The sequence below is a fragment of the Actinosynnema sp. NPDC002837 genome (genome assembly GCF_040295345.1).
Classification (GTDB): Bacteria; Actinomycetota; Actinomycetes; order Mycobacteriales; family Pseudonocardiaceae; genus Actinosynnema.
Genome location: NZ_JBEOVG010000022.1, coordinates 1 through 18063 on the forward strand (window position 1 = coordinate 1; position 18063 = coordinate 18063).

General features: G+C 73.6%; 13 protein-coding genes. 7 read left to right on the forward strand and 6 right to left on the reverse strand.

The genetic code is table 11. From position 1 onward, the window contains the following. Positions 1-136: 136 nt before the first annotated feature. Positions 137-1561, reverse strand: a complete 1425-nt coding sequence (locus ABTZ99_RS17770) for a WGR domain-containing protein (RefSeq protein WP_498779675.1) — start codon at positions 1559-1561, stop codon at positions 137-139. A gap of 466 nt (positions 1562-2027) precedes the next feature. Between ABTZ99_RS17770 and ABTZ99_RS17775 the strand changes: the two genes are divergently transcribed. The 3 genes from ABTZ99_RS17775 (at position 2028) to ABTZ99_RS17785 (ending at position 5984) form a co-directional block, all read left to right on the forward strand. Beyond that, positions 2028-3647 carry an outer membrane protein assembly factor BamB family protein gene (locus tag ABTZ99_RS17775; protein WP_499612324.1) on the forward strand — a complete coding sequence of 540 codons (1620 nt, stop codon included), beginning with the start codon at positions 2028-2030 and terminating at the stop codon, positions 3645-3647. An 89-nt stretch (positions 3648-3736) separates the two neighbouring features. Then, positions 3737-4510: a hypothetical protein gene (locus ABTZ99_RS17780; RefSeq protein ID WP_499612326.1), complete on the forward strand. Its 774-nt coding sequence runs from the start codon at positions 3737-3739 to the stop codon at positions 4508-4510. Positions 4511-4856: 346 nt separating this feature from the next. Further along, complete coding sequence (locus tag ABTZ99_RS17785) at positions 4857-5984, forward strand: transcription termination factor Rho, short form (protein WP_499612328.1); 1128 nt, start codon at positions 4857-4859, stop codon at positions 5982-5984. A gap of 15 nt (positions 5985-5999) precedes the next feature. Here the strand turns inward: ABTZ99_RS17785 and ABTZ99_RS17790 are convergent, their stop codons facing one another. Then, positions 6000-6929 (reverse strand): DMT family transporter, encoded by a 930-nt coding sequence (locus ABTZ99_RS17790; protein WP_499612330.1) that lies wholly within the window; start codon positions 6927-6929, stop codon positions 6000-6002. 47 nt (positions 6930-6976) lie between these two features. Between ABTZ99_RS17790 and ABTZ99_RS17795 the strand changes: the two genes are divergently transcribed. After that, entirely contained in the window at positions 6977-7888 is a 912-nt protein-coding gene (locus ABTZ99_RS17795; protein WP_498779666.1) for a LysR family transcriptional regulator, read from the forward strand. Between the two features lie 69 nt (positions 7889-7957). Here ABTZ99_RS17795 and ABTZ99_RS17800 read toward each other — a convergent pair whose 3' ends face one another. Together ABTZ99_RS17800 and ABTZ99_RS17805 are read right to left on the reverse strand one after the other, a co-directional pair. Then, a complete protein-coding gene (locus ABTZ99_RS17800; RefSeq protein WP_498779664.1) occupies positions 7958-9403 on the reverse strand; it encodes an RICIN domain-containing protein in 1446 nt (481 codons plus the stop codon). Positions 9404-9747: 344 nt separating this feature from the next. After that, positions 9748-10422, reverse strand: coding sequence for a hypothetical protein (locus tag ABTZ99_RS17805; protein WP_498779662.1), 675 nt, complete (start codon positions 10420-10422; stop codon positions 9748-9750). Positions 10423-10651: 229 nt separating this feature from the next. On the opposite strand from ABTZ99_RS17805, the gene ABTZ99_RS17810 reads away from it, so the two are divergent. From ABTZ99_RS17810 to ABTZ99_RS17820, 3 genes are all read left to right on the forward strand, one after another. Then, positions 10652-11311, forward strand: coding sequence for a TNT domain-containing protein (locus ABTZ99_RS17810; RefSeq protein WP_498779661.1), 660 nt, complete (start codon positions 10652-10654; stop codon positions 11309-11311). 215 nt (positions 11312-11526) lie between these two features. Continuing rightward, a complete protein-coding gene (locus ABTZ99_RS17815) occupies positions 11527-12849 on the forward strand; it encodes a cytochrome P450 (protein WP_499612333.1) in 1323 nt (440 codons plus the stop codon). 30 nt (positions 12850-12879) lie between these two features. After that, the gene (locus tag ABTZ99_RS17820) at positions 12880-16020 is read left to right on the forward strand and encodes an ATP-binding protein (RefSeq protein ID WP_499612335.1); all 3141 of its coding nucleotides are present in this window, start codon (positions 12880-12882) and stop codon (positions 16018-16020) included. A gap of 11 nt (positions 16021-16031) precedes the next feature. Here the strand turns inward: ABTZ99_RS17820 and ABTZ99_RS17825 are convergent, their stop codons facing one another. Beyond that, positions 16032-16823 (reverse strand): ABC transporter permease, encoded by a 792-nt coding sequence (locus ABTZ99_RS17825; RefSeq protein WP_498779656.1) that lies wholly within the window; start codon positions 16821-16823, stop codon positions 16032-16034. Next, positions 16820-17791 (reverse strand): ATP-binding cassette domain-containing protein, encoded by a 972-nt coding sequence (locus ABTZ99_RS17830; RefSeq protein WP_498779654.1) that lies wholly within the window; start codon positions 17789-17791, stop codon positions 16820-16822. Before ABTZ99_RS17830 ends, ABTZ99_RS17825 begins: the two co-directional genes overlap by 4 nt. Between the last annotated feature and the right edge of the window lie 272 nt (positions 17792-18063).

The following is an 18063-nucleotide window of genomic DNA, read 5'->3' on the forward strand; positions in this document are numbered from 1 at the left end:
GGGGGGGGGGGGGGGGGGGGGGGGGGCGGTGGGGGGGGGGCCGGGGGGGGGGGGGGGCGGCCCCCCCCGGGGCCGGGGGGGGGCCGGCGGCGCCCCGGTGGCCCGGCCCCCCCCGGCCCGGTGCCGGCGCCCGTGCTCAGCGCAGGCGCTTGATCTCGCCGCGGGTGCGGTAGAACGAGCCGCTGGCCGAGGTGAGCACTTCGGTGACCAGGTACCGGGCGCCGGGCACGCGGATGTTCTTGGGGAACTGCACGCCCCACGTCCGGTCGTAGCCCTCCGAGACGACGTGCACCCTGACCCGGCCCCCGACCTGCACGCACTCGACCACGACGCCGTCGCCCGGCGCGACCTGCGACACGACCTCGACCTCCGCGGTCGCCTCGACCCGGTCGATGGCGCCCGCCTTGATGTCCTGGCGCTGCGGCAGCTGCCCCTGTTCGGCCGCGCGCACGGCGGCCGGGCTCGCGTCGAGGCACGCGAGCGAACCGTCCGTGGTCACCAGGTAGAGCCGCTCGTCGCGGTACTGCATGGAGAACGCCGAACCGCACCCCGTCGCGAGCTTCCACAACCGGGTCCCGTCGGCGGCGAAGCAGTACACCGAGGACTGGTTGTCGCCCGCGAACACGAACTCGCCGTCGGGCGACGTGGCGCAGGAGAACACGGCCGCGTCGCAGCGGTAGTCGCCGGTCATCCGCCCGTCCGACTTGGCGAACCGGTGCACCCGGCCGCGGCTGGTGCCCGCGAACACGGCGTCGCGCTCCTGCCAGCCGAACAGCACCTGGCCGACGGTGTCGGCGTGCCACGCCCGGTGCCCGCGGCCGGTGTAGTGGGTGACGCCGCGGGAGTGGCCGTGGAAGACGCCCTCCGGCGAGCAGCGGACCATCCAGGCGCTGTCACCGGTGGCCGGCACCGACCACTGGAACTCGTCCTCGTGGTCCACCACGGTCACCCGGCCCTGGCGGTCGGACACGCCCAGCACGCCGTCGTGGATGTCGAGCCAGTAGATGTCCACGTCGTCGGCGATCTCGTAGGCCACCCGGGGCACCTTCGCGCCGAGGTCGTACACCTGGCCGTCGTCGCACCCCGCGTAGATCCAGAAGTCGTCGGCCACGATGCACTTCACCGCGTCGGGCAGCCCGAACCGCCCGGTGACCCGGCCGTCGTGGGTGAGGGTGTAGACGTCGCCGTTCTCGTTGCCGACCCAGGCGTGGTCCTCGCCGATGAAGATCCCGAACGCCGGCGCGCCGGAGGCGAACCGCCACAGCACCGGCGCCTGGGTCGCGGTGGAGCGGGTGCTGACGATCTGCCGCCTGCTCACCGACCGGCGTTGGCGCACGCCCTTGACGGCCGGCGCGTAGCCCTTGCGCACCTTCTCGCCGATCTTCTTCTCGGCGGCCTTGAGCGCCTTGGTGTGGTCGGCGAAGGTCGCGCTCCTGACCTGCCCCTGCTCCCCGATCCGCCCGTAGGTGATGGTGACCTCGGTGTCCTCGACCCGCACTTCGTAGAACTTGTGCGCGCCACCGTCGGCCTCGGACAGCTCCAGGTACGTCGTGGCAGACATGCGTTCGCTCCTTCTTCGCGTGATCTGTGGGCACGCTATCGAGCGACACCGACAATTCCGCGCGGAGGCGGCCTGGGCGCTGATCGGACGCGGTGTCGCCGCCGAAACCGAGCGTTCCTCGCACGAGTGCCGGTCGTCGCCCCTTGGCGCCCGGAATTGCGCATCCGATCGACTGGCAGTTTCCCGAGTGGCGGCAGGTCCTGGACCTGTACCGGGCCCAGAACCGCACCGCCGAAGCCGGCGACATCCGGCAGCGGCTGCGCGAGCACGTCTCCAGACCAACCGTCCTCTGTGGACTCCGCTCCCCGGCAGGCGTTGAGGTTGCGCAACTCCGACGCGGTGGATCAGCCGAACGGGCCGCGCCCGATCGACGTCATCGAGACGCGATTCGCCGGTCCGCACCACGTGCCCGGCCACGGCCCCGTGCCACCGTGGGTCGACCCACCGGCGGGAGGGGATGACGGAGATGGCACACAGGCGCGGGGCCACGGCCCTCTTGGCGGTCGCGGCGGTGACCACCGTGCTCGGCGCGGGCGTCACCGCGGCGGCACCGCTCGGCGCGGGCGGCGGCGACTGGCCGACGTGGCAGAAGGACCTCAAGGGCAGCAGGCACAACGCCGCCGAGTGGCGGATCACGCCGCGCAACGTGGACCGGCTGGAGCTGAAGTGGGCGTTCGCCTACCCGGCGAGCGGCACGCCGTTCCCCGTGCGCAGCCAGCCCGCCGTGGTCGACGGGACGGTGTACTTCGGCGGTCCGGACGGCCGGTTCCGCGCCCGTGACGCCCGCACCGGGGCGGACCGGTGGACGTTCGACCTCGGCGGCGTCGAGCCGGGCGCCAAGCCGCGGCCCGCCATACCGTGGGACGGACCGTCGGTGGCGGGCGGGAAGGTCTACTTCGGGGACATCCGGGGCTTCGTCTACGCGCTGGACCAGCGCACCGGGCAGCTCGCGTGGGCCAAGGAGGTCGACGAGCACCCGGCGGCGACGGTGACCAGTTCGCCGCTGGTGCACGACGGCCTGGTGTACGTGGGCACGTCCAGCGGCGAGAACTCGCTCAACAGCCCGGACGGCACCGCCGACGACCCGGACTACCCCTGCTGCACGTTCCGCGGCCACCTCGACGCCCTCGACGCCCGCACGGGCGAACTGGTGTGGCGGCACTACACCGTGCCCGAACCGCGGGCCGTCGGGACGTGGCCCAGCGGCGCCACCCGCCACGAACCGTCCGGGGCGGGCGTGTGGTCCTCGCCGGTGGTCGACCAGCGCACCGGCACGCTGTACGTGGGCACCGGCCAGCTCTACACCGGCACGACCGGCGACTTCGACACGCTGCTCGCGCTCGACCACCGGACCGGTGCGGTGAAGTGGCGCAACCAGGTCACCAAGGCCGACACGTGGCGGCTGCTGTGCAACCTGCCGGACGGCGCGCCCTACTGCCCGGGCCTGGCCGACGGCTCGGCGCTGGACTACGACATCGGCGCCACGCCCAACCTGTTCACCGTCGACGGGCGGGCGCTGGTGGGTGTGGGGCAGAAGCTCGGCGTGTACCACGTGTTCGACGCCGCGACGGGCGAAGTGGTGTGGCGGCGCGCGCTCGGCCTGCCGATCCCGGGCTCGGGCTTCGGCGGCATCCAGTGGGGCACGAGCTTCGACGGGCGCCGGCTGTACGTCGCGACCTACTTCGCCGACCCGGGCAAGGTGTTCGTGCTCGACCCGGCGGACGGGGACGTGCTGTGGGAGACGCCGAACCCGGCCGACGGCTGCACGACCGGCGGTGCGGCGGCGTACCCGGACCTGTGCACGCTCGCCCACGGTCCCGGCGTGACCAGCAGCCCCGGCCTGGTCTACGAGGGCAGCAACGACGGCAAGCTGCGGGCGTACTCGGCCCGTGACGGCCGGGTGCTCTGGACGTTCGACACGCTCCAGGACTTCACCGGCGTCAACGGCCTGCCGGGCCGCGGCGGGTCGGTCTCCGGCAGCGGCGGTGGCGCGGTGGTGTCCGGTGGCATGGTCTACGTGCAGGCGGGGTACTGGCCGACCCACCCGAACCCGAACGGCAGCGTGCTGCTGGCCTTCGGCCTGTGACCCGACTCGTCCGGCAGGTCGATCGGTGCCGCCCGGCCGCGGGGAATTGCTCATGCGCCCCGGTCACCGGCACGGATAACGTGGGGGACGTGATCACTTCACCGCGGATCGCGGCGGTCGCGTGCGCGGGCGTGCTGCTCGCCTCGTGCGGTGTGCTGGACGGTTCGGCCGCGGTCGAGGAGGAGCTGGATCGGCGGTCCGCGACCCTGGCCGACGCCATCGGCCACCCGCACCAGCCGGACGCGGCCGGTTTCGCCCGTGCCGCGTTGGCCACGAGCCTCGGCAAGTCGCCGGGCTTCAGCGTCCTGCGGGCCGAGGACCTCGCGCACCAGGACCCCGAGGACCCGATGGCGCGCCTGGTCTGGCGGATCCACCACGACGCCCACGACTCGGGTTGGCAGCAGACCCCGGCGTTCGACGCCTGCTACGAGGTGGAGTTCGACTACTACGGCGCGGTGTCGGAGCCGTCCCGGGTCGCCTGCCCGGACGACGCCACCCCGATCACGCCGCCGCCGCTGCCGAAGCGGGACGTCCCGTCGGACTTCGCACCGGCCCTGGAAGCCACCCTCGGCGCGCTGCCCGGGACGCCCGGCGAAGCCGAGGTGCGCGCCGCGCTCGCCACCGGTCTGCCCGCGCCGCGGGTGGACCCGGAGACCAACCTGGCGAGCATCCCGCCGCGGGTGCTGGTGCGCGTCCGGGGCTCCGACGTCGGCGTGGCGCTGTCGGCGAACAACGGCGGCGCCAAGGCCTGCTTGCTGGGCCGCCGCGTCGCCGGCGAGGTCCGGGTGTGGTCGCTGAACTGGCGCGAGCTGGGCCCGATGGAGAAGCCGTGCACCCCCGAGGCCGCCCTGGCCGTCTCGTGACACCTGACGAGCGGTGACCGCGACACCCGTCCTCCACGAGCGGCAACCGCGACACCACCGGCACCCGTCGCCCTCGACCCGACCTCGCGCACCCCGGTGTACCAGCCGTCACGCCGGCCGGCGGCTGCTCGTCGGGGGACTCGGTTGCGCGGTGTCCAGGTCGGTGGTTATGCTGCGTGACATCTCGTTCTCGCGGACGTAGGTGGCGTCAGCCCCTCCCGCGACATCTCTCGAAATCCCCGGCACCGGTCGGACGTGGCTCCTCGAGCCTTTCCCGACGTGGTCCCGGGTTCCCGCCGCGGCGTCGCCGCGCGTCCACCCATTCCCGCGATCAGGGAGAAAACCCTTGAACCACAACGATTTTTCCGACACCCGCCTCACCTCCGGCGTCCTCGACGTCGTGGACCGCCGCGCCGTCCTGCGCACCGAGGGCTACCTGCCCGGACCGCGGGACGTCGCCGTCGCGCAGCACCTCGTGGCCGAACACGGGCTGCGGCGCGGTGACGAGGTGCACGGCCGCGTCGCGCCACCGCCCAGGGAGGGCAAGGCGCCGTCGATGGTCACCGTCGAGGCCGTCAACGGCGCGCACCCGCGCCACGCCCGGTCCCGGCCGTCCTTCGCCGACCTCGTGCCCACCCACCCGCACGAACGGCTGCGGCTGGAGACGGAGGCACACGAGCTGACCACGCGGGTGGTCGACCTGGTGATGCCCATCGGCAAGGGCCAGCGCGCGTTGATCTTCGCCCCGCCCAAGGCGGGCAAGACCACCGTGCTGCGGTCCATCGCGCACGGCCTCGCCAAGAACCACCCGGAGTGCCACCTGATGCTGGTCCTGGTCGGCGAACGGCCGGAGGAGGTCACCGACCTCGCGCGAGCCGTGCCCGCCGAGGTCGTCGCCGCCACCTTCGACCACCCGCCCCGCCACCACACCGCGCTCGCCGAACTCGCCGTCGAACGGGCGAAACGCCTGGTCGAGCTGGGTCGCGACGTCGTGGTGCTGATGGACTCCGCGACCCGACTGGGCCGCGCCTACAACCTCGCCGCACCCGTGTCCGGCCGGACCCTGTCCGGCGGCGTGGACGCCGGCTCCCTCATCGGCCCCAAGCGGTTCCTGGGCGCCGCGCGCAACGTCGAGGGCGGCGGTTCGCTGACGATCATTGCCACCGCGCTGGTCGACACCGGCTCGGTGGGCGACTCGCTGCTCTTCGAGGAGTACAAGGGCACCGGCAACGCCGAGCTGCGGCTGGACCGCAAGGCCGCCGCCCGGCGCGTGTTCCCCGCCGTGGAGGTCACCCAGTCCGGCACCCGCCGCGACGACCTGCTGCTCACCCCGCGCGAAGCGACGGCGACCCGCCTGCTGCGCCGCGCCCTCGCCGGCAAGGAGGACGCGATCGACGTGCTCCTCGACGGCCTGCGCAAGACGAGCGACAACGCGGAGTTCCTCGTCCGCCTCACGAACACCACGCCGCACTGACGCCCACGCGCCCCGTCAGCGGCGCGACCCGACGCTGACGAAGGCGACCGCGCCGAGCACCACCAGGCACCCGACCAGTTGCGGCGCGCTCGGCCGCTCGTGCAGCAGCACGACACCCATGAGGATCGCGCCCACCGGCTGCAACAGCATCATCGTGGCGCCCGTGGCACTCGACAGCCGCGGCAGCGCCGTGGAGATCAGCAGCCAGCCCGCGATCTGGCCGATCAGCGCCAACGCGACCAGCCAGCCGAGCACGGGCCACCCCGGCGACAGGTCGAGCCGGCCCGTCGGCACGCCGATCGCCACCGCCGTCACCCCGGCCGACACGGTGGCCAGGAACAACGTGTGGTCGCGGGCGCCGGGTCCGGTGCTGCGCCGCATCAGCACCAGGTAGGCGGCGAACCCCACACCCGCGCCCAGCGCCAGCACCGCGCCCAGGACCGGGTCGGGGCCGAACGCCGGCGTCCCCGCCAGACCTCCCGCGAGCACGATCCCGCCCAGCAGCACGGGCGCGGCCCACACGAAGCGGTTCGACGGCCGTTCCCGGAACACCAGGTAGGCCACCGCGGGCACGATCACCACCTGCACGGACAGCAGCACGGTCGCGATGCCCGCGCCGACCAGGGCGATCGCGTCACCCCACAGCACGAAGTCCACGCCGAGCCCGACCCCCGCCAGCAGCGGCAGCAGCAACCGCCGCCGCGCCGTGCCCCGCCGCCGCTCCCACCACACCAGCACGCCCAGCACCGGCAGCGAGAACAGGCAGCGCCAGAACGCGCTGGTGCTGCCGCTGGCCCCGGACACCTTGATGAACACCGACGACAGCGCGATGCAGAGGCTGCCCGCCATCGCGAGCAGGGCCGGGTTCACCCGCGTGGCGGGCAGCACGGTCGCCGGTCGGGCTTCGGTCGTGGTCACCCGTCCACCCTGAGGTCCACCGACCATCAAGGACAAGCGAGTTGTCGTGAGCGGAATTCGGTAGCATCTCTACCGTGTTCGGTTTGGAGCGGATGCGTGCCCTGCACGCCGTGGCGACCCACGGGACGGTCGCGGCGGCGGCGACCGCGCTGCACGTCACCCCGTCCGGCGTGTCCCAGCAGCTGGCGAAGCTGGAACGGGAGGCAGGCCAACGGCTGCTGGAGCCGCACGGCCGCACCGTCCGCCTCACCACCGCCGGGCACGTGCTCGCGGGTCACGCGGCCACCATCCTGGCCCAGGTCGACAAGGCGCGGTCGGACCTGGAGCTGTTGCGCGAGGACATCACCGGCCCGCTGCGCATCGGGGCCATCCCCACCACCGTGCACGCCCTGCTGCCGCCCGTGCTGGCGACGTTGCGCGCCCAGCACCCCGGCCTGGAGGTGACCCTGCACGAGGGCGAGGCCGAGGAGACCATGCCGCTGGTGGTCGACGGCAGGCTGGACGTGGCGGTCCTGGAGAGCTGGGAGCACCGGCCCGTCACCGTGCCGCCGTCGACCTCGCGGACCACGCTGCTGTCCGACGTGGCGGACCTCGCCCTGCCCGCGGGCCACCGTCTGGCGCACCGCAAGGCCGTCGACCTGGCCGAGGTGGACGACCTGCCGTGGATCGCCTGGAGCGCGGGCTCGGGCTGCCACGACTGGCTCGTGCACGTGCTGCGGCAGCAGGGTTTGGGCGCGCGGATCACCTGCACCGTCGGCAGCTACCCGACCCAGCTGGCCCTGGTCGCGGGCAACGTGGGCGCCGCCGCGATCCCGCGCCTTGGCCGCGACTCGGTGCCCGAGGGCGTGCGGCTCCTCACCACCCGCCCGGCCCTCAACCGCACCATCTACGCGATCAACCGCGCCGAGGACGACGACCGGGGTGCGATCAGGGCCTGCGTGGACGCGTTGACGTCGGCGGCGACCGGGTTCCACCACCTCGCCTGACGGCGGGGGATCCGCGCGCCCGCCCCGACCGGACCGGCTCGGCGGCCCGGTCGAGGGTGAGCGCCCTGCTCAGACGCGCGTGAGCTGGAACTGCTGGTTCTGCCCGGAGTTGCACGGGTACTGCTTGAACTGCAGGTTCTCCTGCGAGCTGCTCGGCAGGTCCAGGCACTTGCCGGAGTGCCGCGCGACCAGCCTGGAGTAGCCGGAGCCCGCGTCGACCAGCGACCACTGCTGGTTCTGCCCGGAGTTGCAGCTCCACTGCACGACGGCCGCGCCGTCGGCCGTGCTGCTGTCGCTCACGTCGAGGCACTTGCTGGAGTGCCGGGCGATCAGTTGGTAGTAGGCGCCGCCCGCGGACTGCAGGCGGAACTGCTGGTTCGTGCCGCTGCCGCACGGGTACTGCATCAACGCCGCGCCGTCCGCGCCGCTGGCGTTGGCGACGTCGAGGCACTTGCCGGAGTGCCGCACGCTGATCCGGTTGTACGTCAGGGCCACCGGGCTGATCGTGCCGGTCGCCGTGTCGATGACGATCTGGCCCGCGTTCGACAGGCTCATGGTGGTGTTGTCGGAGAACGTGATCGGGAGCCAGACGTAGCTGGAGTCGCTCACGGGTCCGTTCCAGGCGCCGGCCCAGCGGTCGCCCATGTAGAGGTAGGACGTCGTCTGGGTGCCCTGGATCGGCAGCACGTACGCGGGTTGCGAGCGGTACGTGGTGGAGTCGCCCACGTTGCGCATCTCGCTCCACGGACCGGACACGCTGGTGGCGGTGGCGTACTTCGCCTGGTTCGGCGACCACCCCGTGGCGCCGGACGTGAGCATGAAGTACACGCCGTTGCGCTTGAACAACGCCGGGGCCTCGCGGTGCCCGCCCGGCCACGGGTTGCCGACCAGTTGCGCGACATTGCGGTAGTCGGCGTTGAGGCGGTAGATGTGCAGGTCGTAGTTCTCCCGCGCGGCCGAGATCATGTACGCCGTGCCGTCGTCGTCCTTGTACAGCGTGATGTCACGCGACATGTGCTGCCCGAGCGGCCGGAAACTGCCCTGGTAGGTGTAGTTGCCGTCCACAGTGGACGAGTACGCCACGGCGGCCCGTGCCTCGCCGTAGTGCTGGCCGTTCTCCCAGTGCATCCACATGACGTACTGGCCCGTGGACGCGTTGTAGATGACCTTCGGTCGTTCCACCCAGGACGTGCGCAGTTCCGAGTGGCTGTTCTGGGTGAGGACGTTGTTGCGGAACTCCCAGGTCTTCAGGTCGGTGGACCGGTAGACGGACACGGCCCGGAACAGGTTGTCCGGGTGCCGGTTCTCGCCGAACCAGTAGTAGTAGCTGCCGACCTTGATCACGCCACCGCCGTGCGCCTGGACGAGGTTGCCGCTCGTGTCGGTGAACTGCACCCCCACGTCCACGGTGACGGGCGCGGCGTGCGCCGTGCCGCCGGGTAGCAGCAGGGTTGCCAGGCCGACGGCCGCGGCGGTCAACGCCGCACGCCACCGCCTCGGGGACAAGCGGGACATCTGGACTCCTTTGTCCGGCCCACCACAGGGATCGAACGGCCGGCGCCCGGCGTGGGCGAATCCGCGCGCTGGCCCATCCGGGACGGGGCACCGTCCCGTTGAGCGGCCCTCGCGCGGTCGGGCCAAGGCGCTGTCGGGGGTTCCCGACGGGCGCCGTGCGGCGGCGTTGCCGTCCCACGCGCAATGTTTACGCAAACATCGGGACCAATGCTGGCAGTGCGCCGTGCGTGCGTCAAGACTCGGCCGGCGCGACGGACGCGTTGGCGTCGCGTGGGCGCCGCCGGCGTGCGTGCGATGGGACCGACTGGATCAGGTGGTCACCCGTCACGTGCCGCGGGCGTGGTTCACCAGTGGCGGTTGCAGCATTCGACGTGCAGCCCGATGAACGGGTTGCGGGCGTCCCCGTTGGACGTCCTGCAGCGGCCCAGCCCGATCTCCGCGCAGCAGTGCGTGTCGGGTGAGGTGGCGAGGTGGGCCGGGCAGTCCTCGGCGAGCGCGCGCAGCTGCTCGCCCCGGAGCTCGTAGGCGCGCCGACTGCCGACGACGAACAGGGTGTCCGCGGCGATGCTCCAGCGCAGGTGGTCGCGGAACTCGCGGTGGAAGGAACGCTCGTGCTCCTCGCGCCCGACCTGGCGGAACGCCTCCGGCGGCAGCGTCACCTTGTGGGTGGCGGCCGGTGACAGGCCGGCGCGGACCTGCTTCCACCGCGACACCGGGAACCGGAGGCTGTGGTGCAGCAGCACGAGGTCGAGCCTGCGGCCGCCGTACTCCTCGCCGCAGCGGGACGGGCTCGACCGCAGCGGCAGGTAGACGAGGCTGCGGGGTGAGCGCGAGGCCAGCCACCAGGCGGACGCGAGGTCCGCGGTCGCGGCCTTGTCCACCGACATCTGCGGGCTGTGCGAGGCTTCGTGCAGGGACGCGTGGGCGATCGGTCGCGAGGGACGGATCACCCGGTAGCTGTCGCCGCCCAACCGCACGGCGCTGACCAGCGTCCGCCACTCCCGCCCGGCCAGCCGCACTGGTCCACCCCTTCCCCGCCTCGATCGACGGCGACACGGTAGGCAGCGGCGTGCGCCGATGACCAGCGAATTGTTGGCGCGACCGACATCGCTACGCAGCGGAACCGTGCACTCGACCGGCTCACGTGGCGTGAATGATCGGGTGAACCCGGCTTCGACGCCTCCAACCCGGAGCCCGACGGCGCTAGCGTTCCCCGCGTCCGGCCGTCGAGCACGAGGAGGTCGTCGGATGCGCGGGTTCGCCAAGTTCGCCGCCGCCGTGTCGTCAGTCCTGTTGGCGTCGGCGCTGGCCGCCGCACCGTCCGCCCAGGCGGCCCAGGACGACGCCGCGGCGCGGAACAACCCCACCCAGTGCTCCGAGGAGCTGTACCAGGGCGACCGCAGGCTCGGGCCCGAGCGCCTGCCCGTGGCGGGCCCGGTCGGCCGCCAGCTGGTCGGGTACGACCGGACCGGCGGCCTGCCCGAGGCGGAGTTCTTCGACACCTACTACAACAGCGAAGCGAACTCGTGGCGCTACCCGCCGGCGGACGGCTACCAGCTCGACCAGGACGGCAACCCGATCAAGCGGCGGGAGACCCTGGACCAGGGTGAGCGGATCGACCGCTACGGCAGCGAGTACGGCGCGTTCCTCGCGCCCGAGGGCCTGCCCTACACCAGCCGCTCCATCCCGCCGCAGAACCTCGTCGGCACGCCGGCGGAGAACTGCAACTACCACGTCTACCTCGTCAGCAGGGACTTCGACGTGGACGCGGGCCCCATCGCGCCGTGGTTCGCCCAGTCCGGCGGCGGCACACAGTACCAGCTGAACCGCGCGTTCGTGCCGGACGCGCCGGAGCGGCTGAACGTGGCGTGGTTGCTGGAGCACGACTACCTCGAACGCCTCCGCTGACGGCGGCGTCACCCGGTGCCTCCCACGAACGTCAGCCGGTGCGGTGACGCGCCGGTCGGCGTTCGTCCTCGTGATCGGCGCCGTCCCTGATCACGGTCGGACCGCGCGTGTGAACGGCTCGATCGGCAAACCGTAGTCGACGGACCGCGCCCCGACCGCCACGATGGGGGAGAGCGCGGGAGGTGCGGCCAGTGGACCCGGCAACGCGGATTCCCATGGCACGAGGTCGATTACCGGTCGTCGGGCACGCCTGGCCGATGATGCGCGACCCGCTCGGCTTCCTCGGTTCCCTGGCCCGCCAGGGACCGCTGGTGCGCATCGCGTTCGGGCCGGTCAAGGCGGTCGTGGTCTGCGACGCCGAGTTGGCGCAGCAGGTGTTCCGCGACGACCGCACGTTCGACAAGGGCGGCCCGTTCGCCGACCGGGTGCGCGACGTGGTCGGCAACAACCTGTCCACCTGCCCGCACCACGAGCACCGCAGGCAGCGGCGGCTGCTGCAGCCCGCGTTCCACGTCGGCAGGTTCGACGCCTACGGGCGCACGATGTCCGCGCAGATCGCCGACCGGGTCGGCGCGTGGCGCGACGGGCAGGTGCTCGACGTGCCCGCGGAGATGGGCATGCTCGCCACCAACGTGCTCACCGCCACCATGTTCTCCGACACGCTGTCGCCCGCGGAGCTCAAGCAGTCGCAGGAGGACGCGGACGTGCTCGCCACCGACGTCCTGCCGCGCATGATGATGCCCAAGGCGCTCACCAGGCTGCCGCTGCCGGTCAACGTGAGGTTCGAGCGCGCGCACGCCCGGCTCAGGGCGATGGTCGAGGCGATCGTCCGCGCCCGGCGCGAGGAGGGCGGCGACCGGGGCGACCTGCTGTCCGCGCTCCTCGCCGGGTACGACGAGGAGTCCACCGGCGCGGACCGGACCTTGTCCGACCACGAGGTGGTCAACCAGATGCTCACCTTCCACCTCGCCGGCAGCGAGACGACCGCCGTCACGCTGGCGTGGGCGCTGCACCTGATCGCACGCCACCCCGACGTCGAACGCCGCCTGCACGCCGAGGTGGACGCGGTGCTGGCCGGGCGGACCGCGGGGCCCGGCGACGTGTCCGCGCTGGAGCTGACCGGCCGCGTGATCACCGAGACGCTGCGCCTGCGGTCGCCGGTGTACGTCCTCACCCGCGAGGTCACCGCCGACACCGAGCTCGGCGGGCACCGGCTGGCGGCGGGCACGGTGCTGGCCTACAGCCCGTACCCCATCCACCACAACGCCGACCTGCACCCGGACCCGCAGCGCTTCGACCCCGACCGCTGGGACCCGGCCCGCAAGCCCGCGCGCCACGCGTTCGTGCCGTTCGCCAACGGCGCCCGCAAGTGCATCGGCGACAAGTTCAGCCTGATGGAGGCGACGTTGGCGCTGGCGTCCATCCTCGCCCGGTGGCGGCTGGAGCACGTGCCCGGCGGCGAGGACGTCCGCCCCGCCGCGGCCGCGGTGATCCGGCCGCGCCGGCTGCGGATGCGTGCGACGAGCCGGGTGTCCTAGCCGCGCGGCCCGGGTCGATACGCTGGCTCCGTGACCCCCGATCTCGTCCTGCTGTCCGGGGTGTCCTTCCGCGGCCACGAGATCGCGGGTCCGCGGCTGCGCGGTCTCCTGGCCCTGCTCGCGGCCAACCTGCGCGCCGGCTGCGGCACCGGGCGGTTGGTCGACGGGCTGTGGCCGGACGAGCGGCCGGAGAACCCGCCCAAGGCGGTGCAGATCCTGGTGTCCCGGGCGCGGTCCCGGCTCGGGGCCGACGTGATCGCGCGGACCGCGACCGGCTACCGGTTGGCGCTGGCCGAGGACCAGGTCGACAGCTCGGCGGTGCTGGTCCGGGCCGAGGACGCCGCCCGGTGCTCGCGGGCCGGCGACCACGCCGCCGCGCTCTCGCACGCCGACGCGGGCCTCGCCCTGTGGCACGGCGACCCGGGCGACGACGCCGAGCCCGTCACCGCGTTGCGGGCGGAGCGGGACGCCACCCATCGCGCACTGGTGCGGGCCCGCGCGCTCGCCCTGGCCCGGCTGGACCGGCCCGCCGAGGCGGTGGGCCCGTTGGCCGAGCTGGCCGCGGACCACCCGCGTGACGAGGAGGTGCTGGTCGAGCTGTTGCGGTGCGAGGCGGCGACGGTCGGCCCGGCCACGGCGCTCGCCCGCTACGACGCGCACCGGCGGGCGTTGCGGGAGGAACTCGGCGCGGACCCCGGCCCGGCGCTGCGGGCGGAGCACCGGCGGCTGCTCCAAGGCGTGGCGCCCGCGGTCCGGCACGGTGTCGCGCACGAGCCGAACCCGTTGCTGGGCCGGGACGAGGACGTCGCCGCCGTCGAGGCGCTGCTGCGCACGTCCCGCGTGACGTCGATCGTGGGTCCGGGCGGCCTCGGCAAGACCCGGCTCGCGCACGCCGTCGCCCGCCGCGCGCAGGCGCCGGTGGTGGTCGTCGTGCCGCTGGCCGCCGTCGTCGCCGACGACGACGTGGCCCACGAGGTGGCGATGGCCCTCGGCGTCGGCGAGCACCGGTCGCCGGGCGGGCCCGTCACGGGCGGTGACGTCGCCGCCGCCATCGCGGCCAAGCTCGCCGCCGGCCCGTCCCTGCTGGTGCTGGACAACTGCGAGCACGTCGTCGCGGGCGCCGCCGACCTGGTCCGCGCCCTGGTGTCGCTGACCGCCGAGCCGCGGGTGCTGACCACCGGCCGGACACCCCTCGGCCTGTCGTCGGAGTCCGTCCACCACCTGCCGGAGCTGAGCCTGGCGACGAGCGCGGAGCTGTTCGCGCAGCGGGCGCGGGCGGCGCGGCCCGGCGTCGACCTGCCCGAGCCGGCCGTGGCGGAGCTGTGCCGCCACCTCGACGGGCTGCCGCTCGCGGTCGAGCTGGCCGCCGCCCGGGTGCGGATCATGTCCGTGGCGGAGATCGCCCGGCGGCTCGACGACCGGTTCGCCCTGTTGCGCGGCGGCGCCCGGGACGCGCCGCGACGCCACCACACGCTGCACGCGGTCGTGGACTGGAGCTGGAACCTGCTGGACCCGGCCGGTCAGGCGGCGATGCGCGCTCTCTCGGTGTTCACCGACGGGTTCACCGCCGACGCGGCGCGCGTGCTGCTCGACGGGCTGCCCACGACGACGGGTGAGGTGGACGTGGTGCTGGAGCACCTGGTCGACCACTCGTTGATCAAGGTGTCCGACACGCCGTCGGGCGCCCGGTTCCGGATGCTGGAGACGGTCCGGGAGTTCAGCGCCGCGCGGCTGACGGCGGCGGGTGAGGCCGACGACGTGACGACCGCGTTCCTGGCGTGGGCGCGGGCGTTCGGGCTCGCCGAGCACGCGAGCCTGTTCGGCTCCGACCCCTACGACACAGCCGCCGCGGTCAAGGCGGAGCAGGAGAACCTGCTCCAGTCGCTCCGGTCGGCGCTCGGGCGCGACGACCGGCCCACCGTCGCGGCGGTCACCGCGGTCCTCGGCGGCGCGTGGAGCCTCGAGTCGAACTACCCGCGGCTCACGGCGTTGATCCGGCAGACCTCGTGGGCGCTGTCGCACTACCGGCCGGAGCCCGCGTTCGTCGAGGTGGCCCGGACCGCCCTCACCGTGGCCGCGGCCTACACGTTCGGCGCCGAGGGCCCGAAGCCGCCGCGGTCGGTCGTCGCGCTGCGCCGGCTCCGGGTGGCGGAGCCGGACACGGTGGTCCGGGCGATCGGCTGGGTGGTCGCCGCGCTGGGCGACCGGGCGGAGCTGCACCGGCTGTGCGACAGCGCCGAGCCGCTGGTGGCCGGTGTCGCGAACGCGTTCGCCGGCTACCACTGGGAAGCCGTGGGCGACGTCGACGCGGCGCTGGTGGCCGCCCGGCGGGCGCTCGACGTGTTCACCGGGCACGACCTGCCGTGGCCGCGCTCGTTCGGGCACGGCCGGGTCGCCGAGATCTGCCTGCGCTCCGGGCGTGGCGCGGAGGCACGGGACCACCTGGTCGCCGCGCTGCCGCTGCTCCAGCGACTCGGCGCGCGGGTCGACGCGGTCGGCGTCCGGGCGTGGCTCGTGCTGGCCAACCTCCAGCTCGGCGACCCGGCCGAGGCCGAGCGGTGGCTGGACGGCCTCACGCAGGTCGCGCTCGACGAGGAGGAGGCCGAGTCGGTCGGCTACGATCTCGCCATCCGGGCCGAGGTGCGGTTCGCCCGCGGTGAGGTGGAGGCCGGCCTGCGGCTGTGGCGGCGGGCCGTGGAGCGGGTCGGCGACGCCCGCGTCCCGACCGACCGGGACCCGTGGGCGGTGCAGGCGCGGTCGGTGGCCGTCGTCGCGCACGCCCGGCACGACCGACTCGACCTCGTGGCCGACGTCGCCGACGCGCTGCCCGGACCGCTGGCCGAGCTGTTGACCCCTTCGCCGGACCCGGTGGCGCAGTCGCTCTGCGGCACCCTGCTGGTGGCCGTCGCCACGGCCGACCTCGCCCGCGCCCGGCGCGCCGGCGACCCGTGCCTCGCGCGGTCGGCGGCCCGGATGCTCGCGGTGGCCGAGCGGGTCGGGTTCTGGTGCGACTTCCAGCCGACGATGTCACCGGCCTCGATCCGGGCGGACGCCGAGCGGGCCGACCGGGCGGCGTACGACGAAGCCGTGTCGTCGTACGCCGCCCTGGACCGCGCCGGTCTCCGCGCGGTGGCACTGGACCTGGTGCGCGGGCGTCCGCTCGGCCGCTGAGCGCGGACCGCTCAGCGGGTGCGGTCCCGGTTGTAGAGCCGCTTCGCCCACGCGTACCCGGCCAGCGCGATCACGGCGCACCAGCCGAGCGCGACCACGGCGCTGGTCCCGATGGGCGTGCCGAGCAGCAGGCCGCGCAGCGTTTCCATGACCGGGGTGAACGGCTGGAGCTCGGCGAACCACCGCAGCCCGGCCGGCAACGAGTCGGTCGGCACGAACCCGCTGCCGAACAGCGGCAGCAGCGTCAGCGGCATGGCCAGGTTGCTCGCCGCCGCGACGGTCTTCGTCACCAACCCCATCGCGACGGCCAGCCACACGAGCGCGAACGTCGTCGCGGTGAGCACGCCGGCGACCGCCAGCCACTCGACCGCGGTCGCGTTCGGCCGGAACCCGACGAGCACGGCCGCGCCGAGCACGACGGCGAGGCTGAACAGGGTGTGCAGCACGCTGCCGAGCACGTGCCCGGTCAGGACGGACACCCGCGCGATGGCCATGGTCCGGAACCGGGCGATGATGCCCGTCGTCATGTCGATCGCCACCGAGATCGCGGTGCCCTGCACGGCGCCGGTGATCGTGACGAGCAGGATCCCGGGCGTGACGTAGCCGACGTAGGCGCCGCGACCGCCCGACCCGCCGCCGAGGCCGTCGCCCAGCATGCCGCCGAGCACGTAGACGAACAGCAGCAGCAAGACGATCGGCACGGCGAGCAGCATCAGCGTGACGGACCAGGCGCGGGACATGTGCCGCAGCTGGCGGCGCAGCATCGTGGTCGAGTCGCGGACGGCCAGGGTGATCGCGGTCATCGGGTGGTCGCTTCCGGTGAGGGGGGAACGGCGGCCGTGACGGGCCGGCCCGTCACGGCGAAGAACACGTCGTCCAGGTCGGGGGTGCGCACGGCCAGCCCGTCCACGTCGACCGAGGCGGCGTCGAGGCGGTCGAGCAGGGCTCTGAGGGAGCGGACGCCGCCGTCGCCGGGCACCCGCAGGACCAGCGGCTCGTCGGCCGGGTCCGGTGCGACGCCCAGCGCGGCGGCGGCGTCGGCCAGGGCGCGGTCGTCGGCGAACCGCAGCTCGACGTGCCCGCCCGGCGCCAGCCGCTTCAACTCGGCCGGGGCGCCCTCGGCGACGATCCGGCCGTGGTCGAGCAGCGCGATCCGGTCGGCGAGCTGGTCCGCCTCCTCCAGGTACTGCGTGGTGAGGAAGATCGTCACGCCCCGGGCGACGAGGTCGCGCACGATCTGCCACAGGTCGCGCCGGCTGCGCGGGTCGAGCCCGGTGGTCGGCTCGTCGAGGAAGACCACCCTCGGGTCGCCGATCAGGCCCATGGCGAGGTCGAGCCGACGCCGCATGCCGCCGGAGTACGTCACGCCCGCCTTCCTCGCCGCCTCGCCGAGGCCGAACCGTTCGAGCAGGTCCGCCGCGCGTCGCCGGCCCTCGGCCCGGCCCAGGTGGTGCAGGTCGGCCATGAGCAGCAGGTTCTCCTCGCCGGTGAGGAAGTCGTCCACCGCCGAGAACTGACCCGTGACGCCGATCGCGGCCCGCACGAGGTCGGGTTCGCGGCGCACGTCGTGCCCGCCGACGCGGACCTCGCCCGCGTCGGCGCGGATCAGGGTCGACAAGATCTGGACCACGGTCGTCTTGCCCGCGCCGTTGGGGCCGAGCAAGGAGAAGACGGCGCCCTCGGGCACGTGCAGGTCGATGCCGTCGAGCACCACCTGCCTGCCGTACGACCGGCGCAATCCGGTCACCGCGATCGCGGGGTTGTTCGTCATGCGGAGCACGGTGCCGCCGCACCGGATCACGACGGTTTCACCGCGGTTTCACCACCCTCCACCGGTCACGGTCGCCGGGCGGGCATGGCCGTCGGCCGAGCTGTCACCGACCCGGCTCCGTCTACAACGGACAGTGGTCCTTCGGGTCGACCTCTCGTCAGGGCGAGTAGACGTCGAAAATGTTGCGTGGAGCGAATTGGGACGCCTTTGACAGCAGATCACCCGGGAGGCCGATCCGATTGCTCCGACATCGGCACACCGGCCGATATCGC

Excerpts from the sequence above, each read along its gene's own strand:
- ABTZ99_RS17790 (WP_499612330.1), bottom strand. The coding sequence starts at position 6,929 with ATGGTCGGTGGACCTCAGGGTGGACGGGTGACCACGACCGAAGCCCGA.
- ABTZ99_RS17810 (WP_498779661.1), top strand. The coding sequence starts at position 10,652 with ATGCGCGGGTTCGCCAAGTTCGCCGCCGCCGTGTCGTCAGTCCTGTTG.
- ABTZ99_RS17800 (WP_498779664.1), bottom strand. The coding sequence starts at position 9,403 with ATGTCCCGCTTGTCCCCGAGGCGGTGGCGTGCGGCGTTGACCGCCGCG.
- ABTZ99_RS17770 (WP_498779675.1), bottom strand. The coding sequence starts at position 1,561 with ATGTCTGCCACGACGTACCTGGAGCTGTCCGAGGCCGACGGTGGCGCG.
- ABTZ99_RS17775 (WP_499612324.1), top strand. The coding sequence starts at position 2,028 with ATGGCACACAGGCGCGGGGCCACGGCCCTCTTGGCGGTCGCGGCGGTG.
- ABTZ99_RS17825 (WP_498779656.1), bottom strand. The coding sequence starts at position 16,823 with ATGACCGCGATCACCCTGGCCGTCCGCGACTCGACCACGATGCTGCGC.
- ABTZ99_RS17830 (WP_498779654.1), bottom strand. The coding sequence starts at position 17,791 with ATGACGAACAACCCCGCGATCGCGGTGACCGGATTGCGCCGGTCGTAC.
- ABTZ99_RS17815 (WP_499612333.1), top strand. The coding sequence starts at position 11,527 with ATGGCACGAGGTCGATTACCGGTCGTCGGGCACGCCTGGCCGATGATG.